This window comes from Petrotoga sp. SL27 (assembly GCF_002924605.1).
GTDB classification, from domain to species: Bacteria; Thermotogota; Thermotogae; order Petrotogales; family Petrotogaceae; genus Petrotoga; species Petrotoga sibirica.
In genome coordinates, this window is sequence record NZ_JAIP01000004.1 from 158,675 (window position 1) to 184,209 (window position 25,535).

21 protein-coding genes are annotated in these 25,535 nt (G+C 34.5%); 8 read left to right on the forward strand and 13 right to left on the reverse strand.

All coding sequences use genetic code 11. From position 1 onward, the window contains the following. Positions 1 to 15 precede the first annotated feature (15 nt). The 5 genes from AD60_RS02185 (at position 16) to AD60_RS02205 (ending at position 9,031) form a co-directional block, all read left to right on the forward strand. Positions 16 to 2,751, forward strand: a complete 2,736-nt coding sequence (locus AD60_RS02185; RefSeq protein WP_103927246.1) for a hypothetical protein — start codon at positions 16 to 18, stop codon at positions 2,749 to 2,751. 37 nt (positions 2,752 to 2,788) lie between these two features. Then, positions 2,789 to 5,956, forward strand: a complete 3,168-nt coding sequence (locus tag AD60_RS02190; RefSeq protein ID WP_103927247.1) for a hypothetical protein — start codon at positions 2,789 to 2,791, stop codon at positions 5,954 to 5,956. Between the two features lie 88 nt (positions 5,957 to 6,044). Beyond that, the gene (locus AD60_RS02195; protein WP_103927248.1) at positions 6,045 to 7,313 is read left to right on the forward strand and encodes a hypothetical protein; all 1,269 of its coding nucleotides are present in this window, start codon (positions 6,045 to 6,047) and stop codon (positions 7,311 to 7,313) included. A 114-nt stretch (positions 7,314 to 7,427) separates the two neighbouring features. Then, positions 7,428 to 8,588, forward strand: coding sequence for a 23S rRNA (uracil(1939)-C(5))-methyltransferase RlmD (gene rlmD, locus AD60_RS02200; protein ID WP_103927249.1), 1,161 nt, complete (start codon positions 7,428 to 7,430; stop codon positions 8,586 to 8,588). 206 nt (positions 8,589 to 8,794) lie between these two features. After that, positions 8,795 to 9,031, forward strand: coding sequence for a hypothetical protein (locus tag AD60_RS02205; protein ID WP_199177820.1), 237 nt, complete (start codon positions 8,795 to 8,797; stop codon positions 9,029 to 9,031). Positions 9,032 to 9,054: 23 nt separating this feature from the next. On the opposite strand, the gene AD60_RS02210 is transcribed toward AD60_RS02205, so the two are convergent. The 4 genes from AD60_RS02210 to AD60_RS02235 form a co-directional block, all read right to left on the reverse strand. Then, a complete protein-coding gene (locus AD60_RS02210; protein WP_146048828.1) occupies positions 9,055 to 10,296 on the reverse strand; it encodes a hypothetical protein in 1,242 nt (413 codons plus the stop codon). A gap of 139 nt (positions 10,297 to 10,435) precedes the next feature. Continuing rightward, positions 10,436 to 10,810, reverse strand: coding sequence for a hypothetical protein (locus tag AD60_RS02215; protein WP_103876261.1), 375 nt, complete (start codon positions 10,808 to 10,810; stop codon positions 10,436 to 10,438). 128 nt (positions 10,811 to 10,938) lie between these two features. Then, positions 10,939 to 11,961 carry an NADPH dehydrogenase NamA gene (gene namA, locus AD60_RS02220; RefSeq protein WP_103876262.1) on the reverse strand — a complete coding sequence of 341 codons (1,023 nt, stop codon included), beginning with the start codon at positions 11,959 to 11,961 and terminating at the stop codon, positions 10,939 to 10,941. Between the two features lie 1,209 nt (positions 11,962 to 13,170). Continuing rightward, entirely contained in the window at positions 13,171 to 13,674 is a 504-nt protein-coding gene (locus AD60_RS02235) for a hypothetical protein (protein ID WP_103876265.1), read from the reverse strand. 54 nt (positions 13,675 to 13,728) lie between these two features. Here AD60_RS02235 and AD60_RS02240 point away from each other — a divergent pair, with 54 nt between their 5' ends. Next, positions 13,729 to 13,929, forward strand: a complete 201-nt coding sequence (locus AD60_RS02240; protein ID WP_103064580.1) for a DUF6440 family protein — start codon at positions 13,729 to 13,731, stop codon at positions 13,927 to 13,929. Between the two features lie 71 nt (positions 13,930 to 14,000). Here the strand turns inward: AD60_RS02240 and AD60_RS10670 are convergent, their stop codons facing one another. The 3 genes from AD60_RS10670 to AD60_RS02255 all read right to left on the reverse strand — a co-directional run bounded on the left by AD60_RS10670 (position 14,001) and on the right by AD60_RS02255 (position 15,754). Next, complete coding sequence (locus AD60_RS10670) at positions 14,001 to 14,156, reverse strand: helix-turn-helix domain-containing protein (protein WP_103876266.1); 156 nt, start codon at positions 14,154 to 14,156, stop codon at positions 14,001 to 14,003. Between the two features lie 36 nt (positions 14,157 to 14,192). Further along, positions 14,193 to 15,257, reverse strand: a complete 1,065-nt coding sequence (gene arsB, locus AD60_RS02250) for an ACR3 family arsenite efflux transporter (RefSeq protein WP_103876267.1) — start codon at positions 15,255 to 15,257, stop codon at positions 14,193 to 14,195. Between the two features lie 134 nt (positions 15,258 to 15,391). Continuing rightward, positions 15,392 to 15,754 (reverse strand): helix-turn-helix transcriptional regulator, encoded by a 363-nt coding sequence (locus tag AD60_RS02255; RefSeq protein ID WP_103927250.1) that lies wholly within the window; start codon positions 15,752 to 15,754, stop codon positions 15,392 to 15,394. Positions 15,755 to 16,101: 347 nt separating this feature from the next. Between AD60_RS02255 and AD60_RS02260 the strand changes: the two genes are divergently transcribed. Both AD60_RS02260 and AD60_RS02265 read left to right on the forward strand, forming a co-directional pair. Further along, positions 16,102 to 16,803, forward strand: a complete 702-nt coding sequence (locus tag AD60_RS02260; protein ID WP_233186792.1) for a hypothetical protein — start codon at positions 16,102 to 16,104, stop codon at positions 16,801 to 16,803. 113 nt (positions 16,804 to 16,916) lie between these two features. Beyond that, positions 16,917 to 18,101: a sugar MFS transporter gene (locus tag AD60_RS02265; RefSeq protein WP_103927252.1), complete on the forward strand. Its 1,185-nt coding sequence runs from the start codon at positions 16,917 to 16,919 to the stop codon at positions 18,099 to 18,101. A 1-nt stretch (position 18,102) separates the two neighbouring features. On the opposite strand, the gene AD60_RS02270 is transcribed toward AD60_RS02265, so the two are convergent. The 6 genes from AD60_RS02270 to AD60_RS02295 form a co-directional block, all read right to left on the reverse strand. Beyond that, on the reverse strand, positions 18,103 to 18,525 hold the full coding sequence (locus AD60_RS02270; protein ID WP_103876271.1) for a GNAT family N-acetyltransferase: 423 nt from the start codon (positions 18,523 to 18,525) through the stop codon (positions 18,103 to 18,105). A 14-nt stretch (positions 18,526 to 18,539) separates the two neighbouring features. Beyond that, the gene (locus AD60_RS02275; protein WP_103876272.1) at positions 18,540 to 20,033 is read right to left on the reverse strand and encodes a gluconokinase; all 1,494 of its coding nucleotides are present in this window, start codon (positions 20,031 to 20,033) and stop codon (positions 18,540 to 18,542) included. A 213-nt stretch (positions 20,034 to 20,246) separates the two neighbouring features. Next, a complete protein-coding gene (locus AD60_RS02280; RefSeq protein ID WP_103927253.1) occupies positions 20,247 to 21,275 on the reverse strand; it encodes a D-isomer specific 2-hydroxyacid dehydrogenase family protein in 1,029 nt (342 codons plus the stop codon). A gap of 16 nt (positions 21,276 to 21,291) precedes the next feature. After that, positions 21,292 to 22,710 carry an NADP-dependent phosphogluconate dehydrogenase gene (gene gndA / locus AD60_RS02285; protein WP_103927254.1) on the reverse strand — a complete coding sequence of 473 codons (1,419 nt, stop codon included), beginning with the start codon at positions 22,708 to 22,710 and terminating at the stop codon, positions 21,292 to 21,294. Between the two features lie 85 nt (positions 22,711 to 22,795). Further along, positions 22,796 to 23,620, reverse strand: a complete 825-nt coding sequence (locus tag AD60_RS02290) for an SDR family oxidoreductase (protein ID WP_103876275.1) — start codon at positions 23,618 to 23,620, stop codon at positions 22,796 to 22,798. Between the two features lie 133 nt (positions 23,621 to 23,753). Next, positions 23,754 to 25,535: an amylo-alpha-1,6-glucosidase gene (locus AD60_RS02295; protein WP_103927255.1), complete on the reverse strand. Its 1,782-nt coding sequence runs from the start codon at positions 25,533 to 25,535 to the stop codon at positions 23,754 to 23,756.

Here is a 25,535-nt window from a genome sequence, read left to right on the forward strand (position 1 = left end):
TTTAGAGGTGCTGCCATGAAAAATTATTCGTTAATATTTCTTGTAATTTTATTTTCCGCTATTTCTTTTGCTTTGAATATAAATATTCTCTCTCCACAAGAGGATGCCCAAAACGTAGACATAAGAACTTCTTTTAGATGGCAAACCATAGATGCGGAAGAAAAAGAGCTCAGATATAGAATATACATATCTGAAGATCAAGATATAGATGAAAAAGATTTGAAATTGGAAAATATTTTTTCAAACTTTTATACCGGAGACGTCTTAAAGCCTGAAACAACTTATTACTGGAAAGTAGAAGGAGTTGATCAGGATGGAAACGTGTACTTCAGCAAAACGGCTAAATTTACCACAAGAAGTTTGCGTCCTGGAGATGCATATATTATCATATTTGAAGAGTTTGATAAAATTCTTCCTTTAAAGGATAACTTCCTCGGCATATCTAAAAACAAGGTTGAATTAATGAATACCAATAAAGTTATAGTTAAAACGGTTGATTTTGAACAAAATATTGAAAATGGATTTTTGACAAGTGAAACTGTTTTTCTAGTAACCCATAGTGGAACTTATATCTTCAACTATTCTTTAGAAAAAAAGGCACAATTGAACGTCAGGATTAAAGGTTTAGCAGGAGAAAATATATTTTACAGTAATGATGAAATCTTTTCTATAAACAATGATTTTCAAATACAAAAACAAATTGATTTCAACAACATTCAAAAAGCCTTAGTAAAAGAAGGTTATATCTATCTATTAATCGAGAATAATTTTATTAAATTGAATAGTAATTTTGAAACTGTTGAAAGTTTCAATTTTAACGACAAAACTTTCGATTTTGACTATCTTGAAATTCAAAATATGACTTTATTCCCTATATTGACTAATAATAATATTACACTCTTAGACACTAACCTGCAAAAAATATCGCAACTTGACTTTCAAATAGAAACTCAAAGATATCAAAGAAAAATATACACTTATTACGACAAAGTAGTTTTATTATCCGGTTCAAAAAATCTTCACTTTTATGATTCTGAATTAAATTTGATCAATACTTTTACCTATGATGAAAATTTCAATTATTTTGTTCCTGTTAACAAAGATAGATTCATATTAGTAGGAGAAAGTATTAAGTCCTTCGATTTGAAAGGAAGTTTAGTTTGGAATTACTCCACAATCAATAAATTCCAAATAATTGATGAACCCTTAGTATATGACAAAGGTTTATTGGTAGGGGTAAAAGACTTTCTAACTCGATTTTTAATACTTTACGATGATTTCGATTCTGAATATTATTTCACGAGATACATTAAGGAGAAAATGCCTTTAACCCAAACGATCGAAGAAGAAGAAGAAGAAGAGGAGGAGGAGGAGGAGGAGAAGGAAGAAATAGCGACACATCCATCAACAATAACCATCCAAGCCACGCCAATTACATCTGAGGCAACGGAGATAACGCCAGAACCCACTCAAACCATAACACCAGAACCAGTAGAAGAAGCTATTACAGAACCTTCTACTCCTGTAACTATAACCGTTGAACCTACTCCACTAACGTCACAGGCAACGGAGATAACACCAGAACCCACTCAAACCATAATACCAGTGCCAATAGAAGAGGCTATTACAGAACCCTCTACTCCTATAGATATACCCGTTGAACCTACTTCACTAACGTCTGAGGCGACAGAACTAACCAAAATATTCTTTAAAGATTTCGATGAATACATCTATGGAAGTTTGTACGATGGAGAAAACTTTTACCTTTACGGCTATGAAGGCAAAGCAGAAAATTGGGATGCAAAAACATGGAAAATTGACCCATATGGAAATATTTTAAACGAAAAGTCGTTACATGCAAATAATACAGACTTTTTTAGAGATGCCATACTCACTAAAGATTCTACCGATAACACTAAGAATATAATCTACGTTGGCGATACCCTCTCTTACGGCTTAAACGGTAATGTTTACATTGTTTCTATAAGTGAAGATGGTAGCGTTAATTATCAGATAGATTATGGAGATATCGGTAGAGATAGCGGTATAAGTATTAAAAACATAGACGAAGATAGTTACGCAGTAACGGGAAATTTGTTCATTAACAAAAAATTATCAGATATTTTCGTTTCAAAGTATTTAAACGACGGAACGAGAATCTGGACCAACAACTTTGGTGGCAACGACGTAGAAATTGCTTTAGATATTAAAAACTCTCAAGATCAAGGTTTTATGGTCTTTGGTGCCACAAGATCTTTTGGTGTAGGTGGTTTTGATGTATACGTTTTAAAAATTGACTACTATGGAAATATGAAATGGTCAAACGTATACGGGGATTCCAACGACAACATTCCCGTAGGGGTTATCAAAGAGGGTAGAAAACACTATGTATTATTTGAAACTTCATCAACACCTATGAGTTACGGAATTTTAGAGGTAGACGAATTAAATGGATTTGGAGATTCTTTTGAATTTTCATTAGAAGGGTCGAACAAATTTTTAGGCTTTACTAAAATAGATGAAAAATACCTAGCATATGGTTATAGTATAGAAAATGGGAAAAAAGTCGGAATAATTTACGAAATAAATTTAGAAGAAGAAAAAGTCGAAAAATTAAACACGTACACACTCGATTCTGATTTTGAGATAATTAGTATATCAAAGCCCGAAAATCAAAACTCTATCTATATCTTTGGAAACACAACCATCAATGGTATCAACAATATCGTATTAATTATGGATATATTATAATTTTTCCCGTGTTGTTTATTCAAAGGTGCTGATTAATATGAAAATATTAGAACCGGTTTTTAAGCCTCTCTTAATAAAACCATATCATCAATATAGAGAAAAGTTACTTAATTCTATGATCAATAATAAAAGTAAAAATTACATTATAATAAAAGCTCCTTCGGGATATGGTAAGAGCATTACTTTTAGTATGTATTTTAATACATTGAATGAACAAAAAGTATGGATTAGCTGCCCACAGAATTATTTTGATTTTGACACGTTCCTCAATCATCTAATCTATATATTGTTCAAAACAATAAATCTGAAAATATTTGAAGATGATTCACAAAATACTATTTCTTTTTTTACTGAAGAAGAAAAGGTTGTTGAACTATTAAACGGTTTTTCAAGTTATACGAAAGAAATATTTATATTTGTTGATTCCTTCGAAAATGTTGTTTTTGAAGGGAAAAATGAAAATCTTCTTAAATTGTTATTAAATTTCATACCCCAAAACGTTCATTTTCTTTTTACTACTAACCAAGAATTTCCGATTCATTTAACAAAATTTGCTATGGATAATAATGTTTACACTATTCAAGAAGATGAACTAAAATTTTCTTTTGATGAATTTAAAAATTATATCAGCACAAAAAAAATTAACTTATCAGAAGAAAAGTTGTTAGAGTTATACCAATTAACCGATGGAATACCAACCTATATTAATATTTTAACCACATACATAGAGACAACAGACCTAAAAAACTTTGATGAGCTTATAGATTCAGCAAAAAGAATAGATGAATATATAAACTTATTAACTGAAGTCTTATCAGAAGATTTAAGAGAGTATTTGAAAGTTTTCAGTTTAATGACTGAAATAGAACCAAAGATTTGTAAAGCATATTTCAACCTCAAAAACGATAAAAAAGTTCACGAGTCTTTTGAAAAGTTGTACGATTTAAACATGTTAGAAAAAAAGGATCCGCATTATTACTATATGAACGAAATATTCCGTCGAACGATCTCTAAAGGCATTGGAGAAAGAGAAAAAAACGAGATATGCCAGACGCTTTTTAGCATATATGAAAAAGAGCACGATTACCATGGGCAATTTCATTGCTTACTGAATATGAAAGATTTAAAAAAAGCCTATAACTTCTTTCTCAATCATTCTGAGTTATTGATAAAAGATTTTTCAATCATAAAAAAATGGTTAGATTCAGTACCTACCTCTTTTTTCACCAATAACATTGAATTGTACTATTATCGTGGTGTTATAGAAGAGAAATATTCCATGTTTGATGAAGCTCTTGCAGATTATAGAATGGTAAAAGATAACATTCATAAAATTTCCAACAAAAGTATTCTTGAGAATATAGACACACAAATAATAGGAATCTACTGGCATCAAGAAAAATATGAAAAGGTCATCGAAATGGGAAATGAATTGCTGAAAAGTATACCAAATGAAAATTACCAAAGCTTAACTTCCTTGTACAACCTATTGGGAACCAGTTATTCTAACCTTTCAAAATTAGGTGAAGGGAAAATATATTTGAACAAAGCTATGGAATTATGCGAACGGTTTAATTATACAGAAATGAAGCCATGGCTTCTTAACAACCTTGCTTACAATATTTTTCTAATCGAAGGAAATCTAGAAAGTTCGGAAAACTACTTCATTAAATCCTTAAAAAGTTTTGAGGATTTAAAAGATATATATGGGAAAGCACTTTTAAATGGGAATCTTACCGATTTTTATATTGAAACACAAAAATATGACAAAGCTAAAGAGCATCTCGAAGCCTTTGAAAACATATACTTGGAAACTAAAAACATCGCTTACCTTCCTGTCTTAAAAATCTTGCAAGCCAAGCTAGAAGTAGAAAAAAATGAATTACAACCCGCCCAAAAAAGTTTAAAGGAAGCTGAAAATTATTATTCAAGATCAAAATTTCTTCAAGCAAATTATTACTTCGTCCAATCCCAATATCTTTTAAAAAAAGGTGAACTTAAAGAATCTTTTTCAACAGTTGAAAAGGCAATAAAAATTGGCAAAACTATTTTCAACAAATATCAGATATTGAACTTTGAACTACAAGAAGTTCGATTATTGATACATTTAAAACAATTTGAAAAAGCCCTGCCATACATTGAAAAAATTATTCATGTAGCCAAAGAAGGGAAAGCAAAATTAATATTAACTCAAGCGTTACTCTTAAAATTGTTTTTAAGTAAATCATTCAATTTGTCTTCTTATAATGAAGATTTAAAAACATTTAACAAGTTATTATCAGATAACAATTACCAATTTATTCTCCAAAAATATCCCGAAATAACGAGCTTAATTGAAGATCTCATTGAAATTAATTTGGGACTTAAAATACCTTCCTTAGATACTTCATTTAAATTGAGATTCGAAGATGCCCAAGAAATCTCATATCTTGAATCAAAAAAAGCTTTATACCCTAAAATCTATCTCTTTGGTGAATTTAGATTGGTATGTGGTGATAAGGTTTTGACAATGAGAAAGGTTAGAAATCAAAAAGCGTTAGAACTTTTTAAATTTTTAACTTTGAATTATGATCAATGGATTATTCAAGATGTAATAATTGAAAACTTCTGGCCAAATTTACCTTTTGAAAAAAGTCGTCAAAGCTTATACGTAGCACTTCACGACATACGAAAGAGATTTCAAGAGTTTGGTTTGGTTGAGGAATACATACTTCAAAAAAATAAAAATTACAAATTCAATGTAAACAAGGTTTATTACTTGGATTACGAAGACTTTATCCTTCATTTTGAAGAAGGAAATAAATCGTTTAAAAACAAACAATACTTAAAAGCTAAAGAACATTATTTAAAGGCTAAGAAACTCTATTCCTATGGCCTTTTACCTTCTAATATTTACGACGATTGGGCAATCCCTAAGATAGAAGATGCTGAAAAATCTTATCTGTCAATACTAGCTATTTTGTATTCTTTAGAAAAAGAGAAAGACATTGAAATGGCAGAAAATTATTTAGACGAATACTTACGAATTGAGCCTTTCGCCGACGAAATGAACATTGAGTATATCAATCTTCTACTGAAAAAAGGTGAAAGAAAAAAGGCTTTGGATTATTACAAATATATCAACGAGTTGTACAAAAAAGAGTTAGGAACAGCTTTTAATTCAAAAGAAATAAGTTACTTTGTCAAAGAATTTCAAATTTATTAATCCTCTCCAAAAAAGTTGTTTTAGATTTTTTTTAGATCTCTTTACTAAAATCTAATAAACAACTTTTTATAAAAGGAGAGGATTTTAAATGAAGAAATTAAGCGTGTTCTTTATGATCTTAGCGATCGGTTTGCTCTTTGTAAGTTGCGCAAATCTACCTATCGGTGGGGATGGCACCGGAAATGACATAACCAATGATGTAATAATAAACACATTCATCGGCACCGCTCGAGAAAGCATAGAGTTTTTAGCTTATAAAGATGGGAAAGATGGAACCTGGGAAAAATTAAGTTCAACTAACGGCGTGTACACTTTTACTCCTGAATCAGCTGATGGGAATTTCAGCATCTATGCTGTCAACAAATCGTATGACCCTTGGAGTGAGAAATTTAACTATGACATTCAAGTAATGAATCTCAATACCACCGAAGGAAAAGAAGTACCAATAACCTTTGAGTACTGGCCAGATACTTTTGAAGCTACATTAAATTTGAATTTTGGAAATGAGTTTAGAGGGAAATACGTAGGCATCTTTTACGGTTTGGATCATGCGTTTCCATGGTTTAAATTGGAGGATGATTTAACATACCCAGATGATTTAACATACCCAGTACAAACGATTCCTGGCACCTATGATTTGGTAATTTTAGCAGGAGAACAAGGGGAAGATTTTTCAAAAATATATATAGAAAGAAATAGATCTATAACAGCTGGTACTGACAATAAAAATATTTCATTGTCTGACTTTACAGACTTCACAACATACTTTGCTACAACTACCATAAATGGTGCTTATGCATGGGGTAGTTTGTTAGTGGGTGGAACAACCCCGGTATTTACTTGGTTCACAGGTGATTCTCAGCTAAAAATCCCTCAATCTCTTGCAAGTTCAGATGACTTATATGCTTTAAGTTTAAGTCATCATAATTCAGAAAACTCAGTTAATAGATTATTTACAAAATTTACAGACTATCCGTCTGATATTGAAACTTTGAATACGCTACCTTCTACTAACTGGACAACACCTACTTTTTCTGACAATACATTCACATGGAATAAGTATGATCCCCAAATCAATGGTCATGAATTAAGATTTTATAATACCTCTTTAGCAAATAATGATTGGACGATAGTTTGGATGATAGTATTATCCTCTGGTTGGTTGGGAAGTGCAGATTCATATGAGTATGAAATACCAGATTTATCAGGTTTAGAAGGATGGAACGCTTCATGGCTTCCTGGTACTGGGGAAGTTGATTCATACGACGGTTTTGTAGCGGTTTCTGGAAACGAAGATGATTTGACAAAATATTTAGACCCAATGGCCGGCATGGAAGAAAGTATAATTAGTTATTAGCCCTCTTCTTAAAATAAGGTTAAAGTAAAAAACTAACCATTTCCCCCGAAAAGTGTTATAATTGAACTGTTCGGGGGTATTTTTTATTTTAATTATCGAAAAGGGAGTCATAAAATGCAGAAATGTTCAGCCTTTGAAAAATGTGGTGGATGTAGTAAATTGAATATCAGTTACAACGAACAACTAAAAATAAAAGAAAAAAGCGTTCTTTCATTGTTTGATCAATATCAAATAAAATCTAATAATTATCATGGTATTACTCCTTCTGTGGATATATATGGATACAGAAACAAAATGGAATACTCTTTTGGTAACGAATACAAAGATGGCCCTCTTGTTTTGGGATTAAGAGGAAAAGGTAAGAAATTCGACGTCTATTACACAAAAGATTGTAAACTGGTTGATGATGATTTCAACAATATTGTTATGAAGACAAGAGAATTCTTCTTAAAAAAGAACATACCTTTTAGAAATTACAAAAACCACTCTGGTTTTCTTAGAAATTTGGGCATCAGAAAAGGGTTAAAAACTGGGGAAATACTTTTAAACTTGGTAACTTCCTTAGATAATAATTATTATCAAGAAATAGAAACATGGAAAGAAGAAATGCTGAATACTAACTTAAAAGGAAATATCGTTTCCATAATTCAAAGCAAGACTGAATCTAAAGCCAACGTTGTCAAAGCAGATGAAATGGAAATATTATACGGTAGAGATTATTTTTACGAAAAAATTTTAGATTTAACTTTCAAAATTGGTCCTTTCTCTTTCTTTCAGACAAACACAAAAGGAACAGAGGTTTTATACCAAACTGCGTTATCTTATGCAGAAAATTCAGATGTTGTATACGACTTTTATTCTGGAACGGGTACAATATCCCTATTACTCGCAAATAAAGCGAAAAAAGTCTATGGAATAGAAATTGTAAAAGAAGCGGTAGAGGCAGCCAAGCAAAACGCCATATTAAATAATATCAACAATGTAGAATTTATAAATGAAGATGTAAAAGAAATTGTTAAACAACAAAGCAGAGTCGAAAAACCTGATTATATAGTATTGGACCCACCAAGGGCTGGATTACACCCAAACCTTATAAAATTCATAAAAACCCAGCAATTTAATAAAATTATCTATATCTCATGCAACCCTAAAACCCTAATACCCAATTTAAAAGAATTATCCGATCTCTACACAATCTCAGATTTTCATCTGGTAGATATGTTTCCTCACACTGACCACGTTGAGTCAGTAGCATTGATGACAAGGATGTATTAACTATCTAATACAACTCCTTAGTCAGATTTCACTTAATTCCAAGCTGCTTTCTCACCTTACAATAATAAGCTATACATGGACCCCATGGCGTGTAAGTCTTTGTAAATCCAAAAATTGAGAACCACCTTTCACCACCTTTTTTAAGTTTCACCCCCATACATATTATACGAGGAGAGTTTGACATGCTTATAGAAGATAACGCAGTAATGCTGTTTCAAGGTGACAGTGTGACCGACGCAGGCCGAGATTACAACAACGTTGCTGACCTTGACCTGGGTTATTCTATGATAACTGCATCGTGGATATCAGCTGCACATCCTGCAAAAAACATTAGGTTTATAAACAAAGGAGTAAGCGGTAACAGGGTAAAAGATTTAAAGAAACGCTGGGAAAGGGACTGTAAAGTATATATGAACACAATTGGACCTTATGGGGCGGTCTAAAGACTGCCCCATAATAATTTTGGCTACATGTTTTTCATGGCATTATATACTATAACGCAGAAATCCGAGAATGTCAGCAAATCGTAGGGTTTGAATTCTCCATCTTTTATATCCATTACCTCTAACGCGGTTACTATCGCTATGCTGTTTTTAACTTCTTTATCAAGGTCATTGATATCTTTTACTGGTAATGTAAAGTCTATATCCGAATCTACAAGTTTATCATAACCGGCGGCTCTCGAAAGCCAGAGGGCAATCTGGGCTCTTGTAACGGCATCTGATGGTTTTACATCCTCTTTTATCACACCTTTTTTCATTAATGCCTTCAAGGCGATTCCTTCAGGCGTGGTTTCTACAGCCCCCTCCTCCGTTCTGGGCTCTGGCATCTGATAATAATTTGGGGTAAATGCCTTAGTAAGTATTAATGCAGCCTGGCCTACCATCACATTTTCACTAACCTCCGGTACCGGCTGAGGGATAATACCCGTATCAATGAAAATCTTTAAGATCCTCTCATTCTTATCTCCGATTACTGCAGTATAAGGGTCGAACTTTCCTCCTGCCATAGGCAAGGTCGATTCGCCATATCCTACAAACTCACCCGTCTTGGCATCTATCCCAAAGCCGTTGATATCAGAGAGCTGATAAACAGGAATCGGTTCCCCCACCGGATTTCCTGAATACCGATCTCTCGGTAAGACAAAGGAGAGCTGAAGTTTTTGATACTGAGACAGCTTTACCTCGGCTTCTTCAATGGTAATAATTCCAGTAGTATCGATTTTCTCGATGTCACTGTAATTAATATTAAATCGAACTACCTTACCCTCGTTATCAACATTGACATTAACCGTATTAACGGGGTATAAGACTCCCTCCTGATACATGATGAAATTTACTGTGTAGTTGTAACCTTTCCCGGACACCTCCAGCATGTTTTCAAAAGGAAGACTTACCTTGGATAAATAATCCTTTGCAGTTTCCACTGCCTTTTCTATTCCTATACCATTATCGGCATCAGGGAAAGTCGGCTGATTTAGCCATTCGCCATAATTAATGCTTATTATCTTCCCTGCCTCCACCTCAATTACTGAGTTAAAATCGATGTTTCTATCTTTATCACCATGATTAGCAAAAATATTATATACCTTTATATTTTGATCGTTATAGTTTTCATTTATATTGATGTTTAGAGTGAATTTTTCCGGGTCATTGCCCATGCTCTTCAGATATTCTTCCACAAAAGCCTTTGCTTTCTTTTCATTCATCTTCCCCAGGGGAGAGATCTTATTCACATTGGTTATCTTATACTCTTCCCTCTTACCCATCTCAAAAGTCTGACCGTTGTAGTTTACGGGTTCTCCCGTTCTGGCATTAATCCCCATTGGCAGAGGATATAAGCCAACGTTATGCGTATCTCTTTATGAAGTTTACAGCTGTCTCTTTGAGCTCATCCCTGGTGTAGTTTGGCACATTGCTGTCTTTGCTGCCGACATAATAGTTTTTGTAGTACCCATAGTTTACAAGCTCACCTGTGGAAGCATCCACTATGGCATTGACACTGACTTCTTGATCCCTATAGTGAATATTCCATGCCTGACGTGGTGCGTCGTATCTCTGACCCAGGTTGGCACTAAACTTTGCCGAATCGATACCTGAGATCTCGGATACTAGGTCTTTAGCTTTCTGGGAAGAATACGTTGGCTCTGACGCAAAAACGGACAGTGCCAATATGCTTATGAACATAACATTCACAAGCGCAAGTAATAAAATCTTTTTCATTGTCTACCCCTCCTCGTATTTGTATCCATCATATTTTTGTACAATATCACAATATTTGTATGAAACCCCATACAAATTTCTCCTTTTTCTTATGTATCCTTCAAAATTACTTATAAGAGTTGCTACCTTTATCTATATCTCCCCCTGTAATACTGCTCTGCTATTATATCTCCATCCTTAAGCTCATGTGCCGCATATACAGGCCAATATGGCTGCCTTAGAAGAACCCTACCCAGTGCCACCATATCCGCCCTTCCGTTTCCTATTATTTCTTCCGCCATGTCCGGACTGGATATCAAACCTACAGCTACAGACGGTACCCCTGTTTCCCTTTTTACAGTGTCTGCGTAAATGATCTGATAGCCAGGATATAAATCTATCCTTGGTGATAAAAGTCCACCAGAACTGCAATCCACAATATCCACAAGGTCTTTCACGAGTTTTACTATCTCTACCGTTTCATTTATATCAAGCCCTCCGTCTACAAAGTCCGTGGCAGACACTCTCATAAAAATTGGCATATTATCGGGTATGTTTTTCTTTATCTCAATTAGTACTTCACGCAAAAATCTCACTCTATTTTCTCTTTTTCCACCGTACTCATCCGTTCTTTTGTTGGAAAGTGGCGATAAAAATTCATGAATAAGGTAACCATGTGCTGCATGTACCTCCACAGTATCGTATCCAGCTTTTACCGCTCTCATGGCAGCCTGGCCAAAAGCCTTTACAATATCCTTAATCTCTTCCTTAGTTAGCTCCGCTGGCACAGGATACTCTTCGCTCCAATCCATAGCTGACGGGGCCACAATCGTCTCGCCTCTAACCTCGCATTTCCTACCTGCATGGGCCAACTGAACCCCTATACTGCATCCTATTGAATGCACAAAATCCACCATTCTTTTCAGAGGCTCAACCTGACTGTCATCCCAGAGGCCTAAGTCTTTGGCAGTAATCCTGCCGCGCCTCTCAACGGCAGTAGCCTCCTGCATAATAAGACCGACGCCTCCCATCGCCCTAGTACTATAATGTACAAAGTGCCAGTCGGTTAACTTTCCGTCATCACTGGCGGAATACATGCACATAGGCGACATCATGATACGATTTTTAAATTCAAGTCCCTTTACCTTAAACGGTGTAAAAAGTTTACTCATGAAAAGCACCTCCAGATATATTGTACTTTTATTTGCCTCTATTGTTAAATGATGCGGATGATAAATAAAAGAAGTGCAGCAAAACACCGTTTAAGTGTTAGCAGCACTCCAGACTTTTTTGGATAAAAAATGAAAAAAGTTTCAAAAATTTTAAAGGGAATACGGGATTTACCCATCCCAATGGATAAGGAAATGATGGGAGAGAAGCTACATGAGCTATTATAACCAGAACCAACACAATCACAAACATATACCACTTAGAATGAAACCGCCGCAGCACTTTTTTAAACTGGGGACTAACTTTGGTAAACCTCATGACAAAACCTGCAAACACCATCCATGCCATAACGGCTATAAGTATCCAGTGAAATATCGAAGCAAACTGCCCGAACATCATAGCATGGACCGCAACGGCTATAAATGCTGCTATATTACCGATATAATGTACATAATGTCACTTGTCACGCATATTATTAAGCCATTTCCATTGCGCCTTAGGAGCAATAATCTGCTGTATAAGATGCAACAGAACATAAAGGTTTGCTAAGAAAAACAACGCTCCAGCTGCACTACCCAATGTCAGACCCAGTGATACATTAGCTGGTATTTCCTGATCGACGTCTACACCTCCTTCCTATGGTATTTTATACCTTCTTTAGAAACTACGAAACTTTCTTCAAAACATATTTTTATCCTTATCTGAAATGAGCGAGGCATTCATATCCCTTACCTTTTGGCTATCCACCACACCATATGGCAAGATGCTGTAACAAAACTATCCTAACTAAGTATATCCCATTTGTAGGCAAGATAGCAAAGTATTAGACTTGTGAATAATCTTTTATAATTTTATTCTACCATTATCGATTATATTATAGCATAAATTAACCCAGTATAGAACAGGTGTTAGAACATAATTAATTGTCATCGAAATAGTGTAATGGTTAGATAGTATTTATGTCTTTGAAAAAGATTTGCTTTTTATTATTTATATATACAGCTGTCACTGTAAAAGATCCTGCACTGGATCCTCCATATCGAATGCCTCCATTTTTTCCTTGTCTCCTTTCAAAAAGAGTCAAGGATATGATATCATTTGTTTGTAGAATTGTGCAAACAAATACTTTTAAAAAAGAGATTTTTGTTTTCATCGAGTTTGAGGGGGGGTTACCCCTAATCAATGAATTGTGTGATTCAGAATTTTAAGATTTAGAGAAGTTCCCTGACAGAGATGAGTGATTTATATTCTATGGGATTAAGCCCTTTTACCGTTTTTTCAATAGCCTTATCAACGGTTTCTATTTCTTTTTCCAAGGCTTTTATTACGTTTAAGGAGGAAGAGATAGCGATATTCAAAGGTTCATAAGCCATTTTGTCTAATCTGTACGAATTATTGGCTGCTTGTTTAAGAAGAGTTGCAACCTTCACGGGATCTTTGAACCTGTTTTTACTTTTTTCAATAACGAACTTAGTTAAATCACCAATGGGTTTGTAAACTATCTCATCCAAAGAGTAGAACTCAGTCAAAACAGCACAAGATGTAGCACCATATATATCGGAAAAGGGCTTATCCCTATTATTCACAGCCAATTCACTGAATTTCAGATAAATGTTGGAAAGCATCCAATTCTTTTCAGAAGCGAGTGTATGAACTAAATGGAACCTATGGCGTGTAAGCCTTTGTAAAGCCAAAAACTGAGAACTACCTTTCACCACCACCTTTTTTAAGTTTCATATCCATACATATTATACTAGGAAGATTTTTATATGTTTAAAAAACAGAAGAAACAGGAACGGTTTGTCATTAAGGAAGAACAATCATTAGGATTAGGTGCTATTTATATCGTTGTTGATACTCAAACTGGAGTTAATTATTTAATGAACACTGGTATTGGGCCAAAGGGTATTACACCGTTATTAGATTCAGATGGTAAAGTAATTGTTGACAAGTTAGGAATAAAGCAATGACGCATATGGAGACAGTCTGTCTGCTCCCACTTCTGGCGACGAAAGTTCGAGTCAAGTCAGCGGCACTGGTGTCAAGGCTTGAGGAATAGAAGGGCAGTAAATGACTCGTTAAGTTTGTTTATTTGCTTGTTTGTTGGATATATACAAAACTTGTATGTTTTTAACATCCAAATTCCCTTCATATAATTGTATACTATAATTATACCACAACTTAAAACAGTTTTCATTTCTCCAATAAATTGGAAAATGTTCCTGATGGATTTTCATAAAGCAAACTTTGATTTAAGCTTGAACCATTCTTTTGTACTATTTGCAATCTTTACGAGCATCAACATAACCGGCACCTCAGTTAGAACACCAACTATTGTAGCAAGGGCGGCAGGACTTTGTGTACCGAAAAGAGAGATTGCCACAGCGACAGCAAGTTCAAAGAAATTTGACGCACCGATCATACTGGCTGGTGCAGCGATATCATGTGGTAATTTTAATGCCTTGCTTGAAAAATAAGCAATGAAAAAAACAAGGAATGTCTGTATAATCAGAGGTATTGCGATCAAAATTATGTGTAAAGGATTATTGAGAATAACATCACCCTGGAATGAAAAAATGATGATTAATGTCAAAAGAAGTCCAATGGTTGTGACATTTCCGAACTTCGGAATAAATTGGTTCTGAAGATATTCCAGTCCATGCTTGCGGATAATATAATTCCGAGTTATCACTCCGCCTACAAGTGGAATGACAACGAACAAAACTACCGAAAGAATCAGAGTGTCCCATGGAATAGATACTCCTCCGACTCCAAGTAGAAATGCTACGATCGGAGTGAAAGCTACAAGAATAATCAGGTCATTAGTTGCAACCTGTACCACAGTATATGCAGCATTGCCATTTGTCAGATGGCTCCATACGAATACCATTGCAGTACAAGGTGCAGCTCCCAAAAGGATGGCACCTGCCAGATACTCCTTAGCTAGCTCTGGGGGGATAAGTGCTTTGAAAATCACAAAGAAAAACACCCAGGCGATTCCGAACATAGTGAAAGGCTTGATGAGCCAATTTATCACCCATGTTACAAATAGTCCTTTTGGATTTTTACCGACGTTCTTAATACTTTGAAAATCGACCTTCAACATCATGGGATAGATCATGAGCCAGATGAGTATGGCAATCGGTATGGATACATTGGCATACTCGAAGCGTCCGAGAAACCCAGGAATTCCAGGGAGAAATCTACCAATCAGTACACCTGCAATCATACACAAGATAACCCACACTGTAAGATATTTTTCAAAAAAACTGAGCCCTGTATTTTTACTTTTTTCCATATAACCACCCTTCAAATTCTATTTGATTTTTTGCAAAATCTTTAGGACCACTTCGACTTCTAAAAGCCCGCCATAAGAGATGACATATCAGTCAAAACTGTGACTGCTCTTCTTTCAATAAAATAATGTTAATATCAAATAATTTCAATGTGTTTTTCTGTTTTAAAGTTATCATTAGAGGGCATGGTTTTGCAGCAATTGTTTCCTTTTTCAACCGCTTTAGGGGTTGTCAACCTTTTGAGCAAAGTAGCGGCATAGGCACTGCCCTTCTCGCTAATTGTGTAGTATGTCCATTTCCCTTCCTTCCTGCTCTCTACAACCCCTGATTCAACCAGAATTTTCATGTGGTAGGAAAGTCCCGACTGCCCCAAATTCAACTGTTCTTGCAAAACACAAGCGCATTTTTCACCGCTACGAAGTAGTTGCAGTATTCGCAGACGTGTTTCATCGCAAAACGCTTTAAATACTTTTGCCTGTTCTTCATAAACAGTTGCCAACTTAATCACCTCATATCAAAATTATTTGATATGATACTATTATATACATCATATCAAATTTTGTCAATGTGTTTGAAAAAGTTTTCGGACAAAGCAAAGATCTATGGATATTTACTGGCCCAAAAGATATAAGCAATTATAAAATGATCTGTATACAAATGACAAACATATGTCTCAAAATCCAGTGCAACCATTTATGAAGTAAGTTTTGAAAGGAACAAGTACAGTTCTTAGACAAAAAGGAGAGAAAAATCCCTCCAAGTTAGTCGACAGTTGGTTGACACTCATTTTAAATTCCTAATATTTTTATTGGGTGCTATACAAGGGAGAAGATTTTTAATATGGGTATGAAAAAAACAACAATAGAACAGAAAAGGCTGAATGCTGATATATGGATAATTCTGATTACAACTTTTGCAGCTCTTGGAATATATATGGCTTTCCAAAGCCAGTTTAACAACGTAGTCAAGAATGTGCATTTACCCATTTTGTTAAGAACTTTGATTGCTGCCATATGTCAATTTAGTATCGCCGGATTAGGAATTAGCATAGTAGCAATTTATAGAAAAGAAAGCTTTTTTTCACATGGTTTAAGGTTAAAAGGTACTTTGATGTCCATTGCCCTCTGCGTACTTTGTTTTGTTCCACATATCATTTTTTTAGCTGTAACACAACAGATAACAAGTTATTTACCTTTTCAGGCTGTATGGATGACGAAAGAAGCTCTATCAAGCGGGTCCCCCGTTAATATAGTGACAATGTTAATTATCGCAACAGCGTGGGGCTCTTTTGAGGGCTTTAACTATGTGGTAATCAGCGATAAAATTAATCTGCGGTTTCCCTGGAAAAACAGATTGCTCAATTGGGGTGCGATTTTTTCTGCGATAGCGTGTATTTTAATACACGGTATGATAGGTGTTACCCTTGAAGGCTTCATTGAAATGTTAAGTGTAATTATCATTATTTATGGTATGCTAATGGTAAGAGAAATCACAAGAAATGCCTGGGGATGCATATTCATTTTTGTGTTTTTATGGAATGCGTTTTAGTAAAAAGCATTTTCAAAATTTAGGATTAAATCTGTAAATATAATCAATCACCAAAAATACCTATACTATAATTCGAACTTATTCAAATTTTAAATCAACGGAGAGATTTTAATATGTATTCTATCTTACTAGTGATTATCTATATTTCATTCATCAGTCTCGGATTGCCAGATGCTCTTTTAGGGTCAGCCTGGCCAAGCATGTATAAAACATTAAACGTGCCCGTATCGTATGCAGGAATTATATCAATGATCATCTCTGGAGGAACTATTTTTTCAACATTGTTCAGCGGAAAGTCTATATATAAACTTGGTACTGGGAAACTAACCGCCATAAGCGTTGGAATGACTGCTATAGCATTGTTTGGTTTTTCTATATCAACTTCTTTTTGGCATTTGTGTTTGTGGGGGATACCTTACGGTTTAGGTGCAGGAAGTGTTGATGCGGCACTTAACAATTTTGTCGCCCTACATTACAAAGCTAGACATATGAACTGGTTACATTGCTTTTGGGGAGTTGGAGCCACAATTGGACCATATATTATGGGGATATTGTTGACTAACGGTTTTAAATGGAATTCAGGATATTTTACTATTTCGTTAATTCAGATTGTTTTAACCTCTGTACTATTTTTTACTTTGCCTCTGTGGAAAGATAAGAAAACAGATAACAAAGCCGAAGAAGAAAAATACAAAAATTATTCTTTAAAAGATGTTGTTGCCTTACCAGGGGTAATGTCTATTATGATCGCCTTTTTTTCTTATTGTGCTTTAGAGGCAACTACTGGTTTGTGGGCGGCAAGTTATTTAGTACTAAATAGAGGTATGTCTGCTGAAATAGCAGCCAAATGGGCTGCTTCATTTTATTTCGGAATTACAATAGGAAGGTTTATATCTGGATTTATAACTTTCAAAATGAATAATAAAAATATGATACGTTTGGGGCAAGGGATAATCATTTTAGGATTGTTACTATTGATTCTTCCTTTTAGCAATTATACGGCATTTATAGGCCTTATTCTCATAGGTTTAGGTTGTGCACCGATATATCCAAGTTTGATGCATTCAACACCAACTAATTTTGGTGAGGATGCATCACATTCCATTATAGGGTTACAGATGGCTTCAGCATACCTTGGAATAACTCTTATGCCACCCTTGTTCGGATTTTTGCAAGAACATTTCGATATAAGGTTATATCCCATATATTTAACTATATTAGTCTTTCTTATGATAGCCATGGTGGAAAAGGCAAACAGTTTATTTTTGAGAAAACCTGTGATCAATAGTAACCCATGATTTATTTAATATCCTTTGAGTAAATCAGTAATTCGTCACGTTTGTACCACCCTGTTTTTTCCCAAAATGTCTTGCCAATTTCATTCTCATAATAAACAAACAAATGGCATTTTATGATACCTTTTTCTTTTAAACTATTTAAAACCAAGTTTACCAATTCTTTCCCTATCCCATTCCTTCTATACTTCTTATCAACCGCAAGATGGTAAAGATATCCTCTTCTTCCGTCTTCGCCACATAGTATTGTACCAACAATTTTTTCATTATCTTCACATACATAATTTAAACCTGGGTTTTTATTCAAAAATCTTTCAATATTTTCTTTTGTATCAGATTCGCTCAACCCCATGCCTTCTGTTGTTTCCCACAATCTATACATCTGCTCATAATCTTCTATTTTTGCTTCTCTAAATTTTATTGCCATTTTTCTTTCCCACCTCAAGAATTGATCAATTGCGTATGTAAGGTATACATATCCCGATAGTTTTGGATCATTTTTTCAAAAAAATTGTAATAAGCCTCATATGTTTTAACTGACGAGGTTTGAGGCTCAAAACTCTTCCCCAGTTTTATCATAACTTCCCCAGCTTGCTCAATATCGTTGTAAACTCCCAATTGTGAAAAAGCTACCATCGATTCACCTATCAACGTTGCATTTTCTGTCTTTGATTTGGTTACAGGGATGTTGAATATATCAGCTAAAATTTGAATCCAGGCATCGCTTTTGCTGCCTGAGCCCCCAACTGTCAATCTTTTTAAATTGACGTCGTTTTCTTCTAAAGCTGTTTTTATCATGTTCAGCCCATAACCTACACCTTCATATATAGATCTTGCCATGTGACTTAAGTTGTGAAAAGTTTTTAATCCAAAAAAACTCCCTGTAGATAAGCTGCCTATTCGTGGATCTCTTTCTCCTGTTAGAAACGGGAAGCAAATAAGGCCTTCGGAACCGACTTTAACCTTCAAAGCCTCTTCGTTTATTTGATCATAATTCATACCATTAGCTATATTATTTCTAAACCACTCCAATACTACACCTGCATTGTTAACCGCTCCTCCTATAGCCCACATCCCAGGTAATAGAGCATAGGTTTGAAGCCTGTACTGCCCTGTTTTATCAAGTAATGGCTCATTATATGCGCTTCTAAACATTGCAGTAGTACCTAAATTACATACAGCACTTTTTTTATAACCCCCCATTCCTAAAATCATTGCCCCACCATCATATACTCCTAACATAATAGGAACTTCTTTTTCGAGACCAATTTCTTTAGCTATTTCTTTTTTTACTGTATCCACAATTACGTTCCCAGGAACAAGATCAGGCAATTGATCTTTATCAATTCCCAATCTTTTTATTAGTTCTTCATCCCATTTTTGCGTTTTTATATTCAAAAGTTGTGTGACTGAGGCTAAACTTGGTTCTGTGTAACACTTACCCGTTAATTTGAATGTGAAGAAACTTTTAATGTCCAAGAACTTATAGGTTTTGGCAAAAATTTCTGGTTTTTCTTTTTTCAACCACAATATTCTGGCTATTGTATAATTAAAAGCAGGTGGGCAACCAGTCTTTTTGTATATCTCTTCAAAGGAAAATCTTTCTTCAACTTCGTTCATTATATTCTGTGATCTTGTGTCTAAGAGTGTTACCATATTCATCAAAGGATTACCTTTTTGATCTATCGGTAGAAAACCGAATTGGTACCCAGAAAAAATTAATAATGAAATATCACCTTCGAAGTTTGTGATTATCTTCTTTGAAATATCTAAAAAGTTTCCCCATAATTCTTGAGGATCGTGTTCCGCTACCCCTTCCGCAGACTGAACTAAATTTATCTTTTTAACTTCTTGAGAGATAATGTCACCTATTTCGTTTACAATCGCTACTTTCATGTTTGTCGTCCCCACATCGAGGACTAAAACACATTTCATAACCAAAACCCCTTTTGTTGTTTTATTTTTTCTTTAGAATCCACAAATTTTTGAAAGATTTCTATTGTTGTAAGTTAAATTTAATCAGCTTTAGCGCCCCTTCGCCCCGCTCCCCACCCGTAAGGATTAAGAAGTCTTTACTCCTGCAACCTGCTTCTCATCAATAGAAATTGAGAAAGTCTTTGCCGATGCAGATTATCTTAAACTAATAACTTATTTTCGACCTCTGAATTGTGTTATATTTTTTTCTATAACTTCAGGGTTAACTATTTGTTCGGGGATTTCACCTTTAATCTGCTTTTCTATATCTTCAACCATTTTTTCATCCATTTTTCTTAATGAATACTTCCCATATCCTCCTATATGAGGCAGTATGTACACATTAGGGTATTTCAGTAATGGATTATTTGGGTTTATCGGTTCTTCTTCTAATACATCAAGCCCTGCAGCTGAAACCTTCTTCGATTCTAAAGCCTCTATGAAATCATTCTGGTTTATCAATTCTCCTCTTGCTGTATTAACTATTACAACCCCATTTTTCATTAAGTCGAAAGCACTTTTGTTTATAAAATGATAGTTCCCTTCATTTAAGGAAGCATTTAAACTTATTACGTCGGATGTTTTTAAAAGTTCTTCAAAACTTACAGGTGTTACCCCGGTTTTTTCTATGACCTTGTCAGCTATATAAGGGTCATACGCTATTACTTTTGAGCCGAATCCCTCTTTTACTATCTCAGCAACACGGCTTCCAATATTTCCATAACCAATTATTCCTACCGTCAATTTTGATATTTCATCACCAACAAAACTTCTTCTATCTTGCCATTTATTTTCTTTAACCGCTTTATTCGCAGGAATAATTTGCCTGAGACATATGAGAATCAAAGCAATAGCAAGTTCTGCAACGGAATCTCTTTCGTGAATACCAAGAACCTTTGTAACCATAACACCACTTTCTGTGGCAGCTTTTATATCCACATTGTTGTATCCGATACCGTGGCGGGCAATTAATTTTACATCTTTGTTGTATTGAAAAAATTCTGAAGTAAAATTTGGTGTAACGCTTGCTATAACAAATTTAAATCCTTTCAATTTGACTGCTAACTCTCTTCCTGATATTTGGGGATCCACCGTTATTCTTTCAACGATACCTATTTTTTTTAATCTTTGCATTAAATCGGGAAAATATATACCAAAAGTGCTGGAATTTACTATCGCGATGTTCGTATTGTCTTCCGACACCTCTTTACCCCCTTTGCTATATATTATGTATATCTTGCCATTCTGTGTGGAAAATTCCCTCTTTGTCCTTTCTTTCGTACGTGTGAGCACCAAAATAATCCCTCTGTGCCTGAATCAGATTCGCCGGTAACTCTTTTGAACTTAACCCATCAAAATAATCAAGGGCTGAACTGAGAGCAGGAATAGGTATACCAGCTTTTTTAATCTCTGAAACTACCTCTCTCAGCTTTGGAATTTTCTCCTTAATATCATTTTTGAATTCGTCAGAAATTATCAAATTTACTAAATTGGGATCATTTTTAAATGTCCTTTGAATGGGTTTTAAAAATGTGGATCTTATTATACATCCATCTTCCCAAATCCTTGCAACTTCAGATAAATCTAAGTTATACTCGTACTCTTTGGAGGCAACTTGCAACAACTTCATACCTTCTGCGTAAGCAATTATCGTTGAAATATACAAAGCATCCCTTAAAGAATTGATAAAGCTTTCGTCTAAATTCATTTCGATGGGGGTTTCATATATTTCTCCAATCCTCATCCTTTCATCTTTTATTGAGGATAAGGTTCTTGCATTTACGGCAGCGTTTATAGTGGGGATTGATATATTCAAGTCTAAAGCGTCTTGAACACTCCATTTCCCGGTACCTTTCTGTTTTGCACTGTCTAAAATAACGTCAACGATTGGTTGACCTGTTTCTTCGTCTTTCCACTCTAAAATCTTATAACTAATTTCCATCAAATAAGACTTGTGGTCTTCATTCCATTCTTTAAATAATTTACACATATCCTGAGGATTCATTTTAAGTACTTTCCTCATAATATCGTATGTTTCTGCTATCAACTCCATGATGGCGTACTCTATCCCGTTGTGAACCATTTTAACATAATGACCACTTGATTTGGGACCAAGGTAAGTAACACATGGACCATCTTCTGTTTGAGCAGCAGTAGCTTCGAGTATCTCTTTTACCTCTTCATATGCGGATTCATCTCCCCCAGGCATAATGGATGGACCGTGTAACGCACCGTATTCCCCTCCACTTATGCCGGTTCCTAAAAATCTTATTCCTTTTTTAAGTAAATCTTCGTATCTCCTGTCTGTATCTTTGTAAAAAGAATTTCCTCCGTCTATGATTATATCTTGCTTATTCAAATAGGGTAAAAGTTCGTTGATTACATCATCAACCGGTTTACCAGCTTTAACCATCAGGATGATCTTTCTTGGTGTTTTTAATGAATTAATAAGTTCTTCAATAGAGAAAGCCACTTGGATATTTTTATTTTTTGCTCTTTCTTCCACAAATCTTTCGGTTTTTTCATTTGTTCTATTGTAAACAGATACCTTAAAACCCTTAGATTCCATGTTTAAAGCAAGGTTCTGCCCCATCACCGCCATTCCTATAACCGCTATATCGCTCTTTTGCTGATCCATTATATCAACTCCTTCTATTTTTTATTTAACTCTCTCCCAAAGAAAAATTGGAACTTATAGCTTCCCTAAACAAAAATAAAACATATTATACGCCACTATAAGCTGCGAACCCTCCATCTATTGGAACAACAACACCGTTAACAAACTCAGAACTGTCACTTATCAACCACATCACTGTAGAAATTAGATCTTTAGGTTCTCCAAACCTTCCCATAGGTGTATGATCCAATATTTGATTTCCCCTTTGGGTTAAACTACCGTCTTGGTTGGTCAGTAAGAATCGATTCTGATTGGTTAAGAGAAATCCTGGAGCTATCGCATTGACCCTTATTTTTTTCGAGTAGTTGTGGTTCATATGAACCGCTAACCATTGTGTAAAATTACTCACAGCTGCTTTAGCTGCAGAATAAGCAGGGATCTTTGTCAAGGGTCTAAATGCGTTCATCGATGAAATATTTATTATCTCTCCATAACCTTTTTCTGCAAAATATTCTCCAAACACTTGACTTGCCAAAAATGTACCTAAGAAATTCAAGTTAAAAACCCATTGTACTGCATCTTCTGGGAGTTCAAAAAATGATTTGTCTTTACTTGTTGTTGCCTCCGGTTTGTTGCCACCTGCCCCGTTTATCAGTATATCTATTTTACCAAATGTTTCAAGAATTTCATCTTTTGCTCTTATTAAATCATTTTTTTCCAAGACGTTAGTTTTTATCGTTATGTGTTCAACACCTTTTTCTGTTAATTCATTACTTAACAGGGCCATAGCTCTTTCTGATAGATCCACTACAGCAATCTTCCCACCAGCTTCTCCCAAGGATCTAGCCATTTCAGAGCATAGAACGCCTGCTCCACCCGTTATTGCTATTACTTTGCCTTCCACATTAAAATAATCTTCGACTTTACTCACGTTGATCATCTCCTTTTATAAATTCTTATTTATATTATACAATTAATTCGTTCTAAAATGAAATTAATTATTTATACAATAATCATCTCTAATTCTTTCTAATCGGTTCAAATTACTTTTAATCGTTGATAATTCAAAGAAATAATGTTGCAGCCAAGGAAGACCATCCTTGGTTGAGTGATCCTCGAGCATAAATTGGGCTATAGTATTCCACAGGGTTTATCCATCCTTTTTCTAAAGAGTATTCCCACCATCTAGTTAAAGGATATCTATAATCCATACCTTCTCTTTTCTTAACCAAGGCATATATAGAAGACAAATAAGGCCAATCACTCCCGTTGTGGTACCTGTATGGGAAAATACTTTTACTGAAAAGGTGTTTTTTTGATTTAAAAAATGGCCAAACGGACATAACCCCCCAATCTTCAAACTTTTGCTCTTTGTTATTTTTTGTTTCAAGCAGTCTTTCCATAGCGTTTAAAGTTTTTCTTTTTTTGTCTTCATCTGCTATATCAAAAAGCAAAGCCAATATCGTATCTATATTCAAGTGATCTTCCAAATAGTCACCAATAAAATCATTAAAACACCCTTTTTTCTCGTTCCACATCTTTTTGTTGAAATTGTGTTTCATTATTCGATATTTTTCTCTTATATCTTCAGCAATCTTTTCCTCACCAATTAAATCATATATTAAAGAAGCTTCTTCAAAAGCTTTTATCTGAATCGCCAAATCGTAGGTAACAGCTCCATTTCTGTACACATTATCCGCCCAATCGTTTGAATCATAAGGCTTTTCAAATAATAAATCATTATCAATATCTAAACTAATATACCTTTTAAGAATATTACCAATCTTATCCAGTACTGTGCCGTCTGGAAATCGTTCTTTTAAAATACTCAAGTCTCCAGTATTATTAATATAATCAGACAAAAGTATTATGTAATACCCTCCAGAGTCATGATGGTTTGACCACCAATCTTTTTCGTATTTATAAAATTCTTTTGCTTTTTTGGGTAACATATTTTTTTTACTTCTAATAAAAGCCAATTCTTCTTCACCTAATTTCATAACACCGCTTGGACAGCTTCCATCTTCGTGAACACCTTCGGACAAAAATAAAATTTGGTTTTTAGCAAATTTTGGATCGACTTTTATTATTGGCTGGATAGTCCAAAAACTATCTCTAAAATATGTCCTATTCGGGAAAGAATAATTAACCCCTGCCGCTAAAGCTAGGTTTCCATCATAATCTTTTATAGAAGAAAAAGCAGTGTGCATTGTAAATAAAAACTCTGATTTTTCTAACTCACTTAAGTCTTTGTTTTGTATCAAACTTTTCAGATAATTAATGTATTCTGTGTTCTTTTTTTCTAAATTATTTTCTTCTTTTCCAATAATAATTTCTATTTCGTTGTTCTCGTCAGATCTCAACACGAAGGCTACTTTTTCACCTTTTATTAGATCTCTTATTTCACCTTTTTTAATGATAATTTTAAAGTCATCAGCGAATGCCAAACATTTATTTTCTACTTCCTGTTGGTAACTTATAGGAATTTCTATCTTATCGAAAAAAGGTAATTTGAATTCTTTTTTAAAAACAGGGGTGAAAGAGAAGACTAAATTTTTTAAATTTTTAAATTTAACAAGGAAAGAATAAGCAGATGGATCGCTCATAACAGACATTTTTGATAAACCATTATTAGCTGACATGCCATCAGGCCAAAATTTCACCCTTTGACTTGGGTAAAAGTTTAATCTTATTTTTGAGATTACCGTTCCATACTTGTTGGAAAAAACAGAAAAAGGCATGCAGTTTTTCAACAACATTGTGGAAGATCTGTTACTTATTATGTATTCTTTCGGAAATATTTGAAAATAAGTTAAGTTTCCATCTTCTTCAATCTTGAAATACAT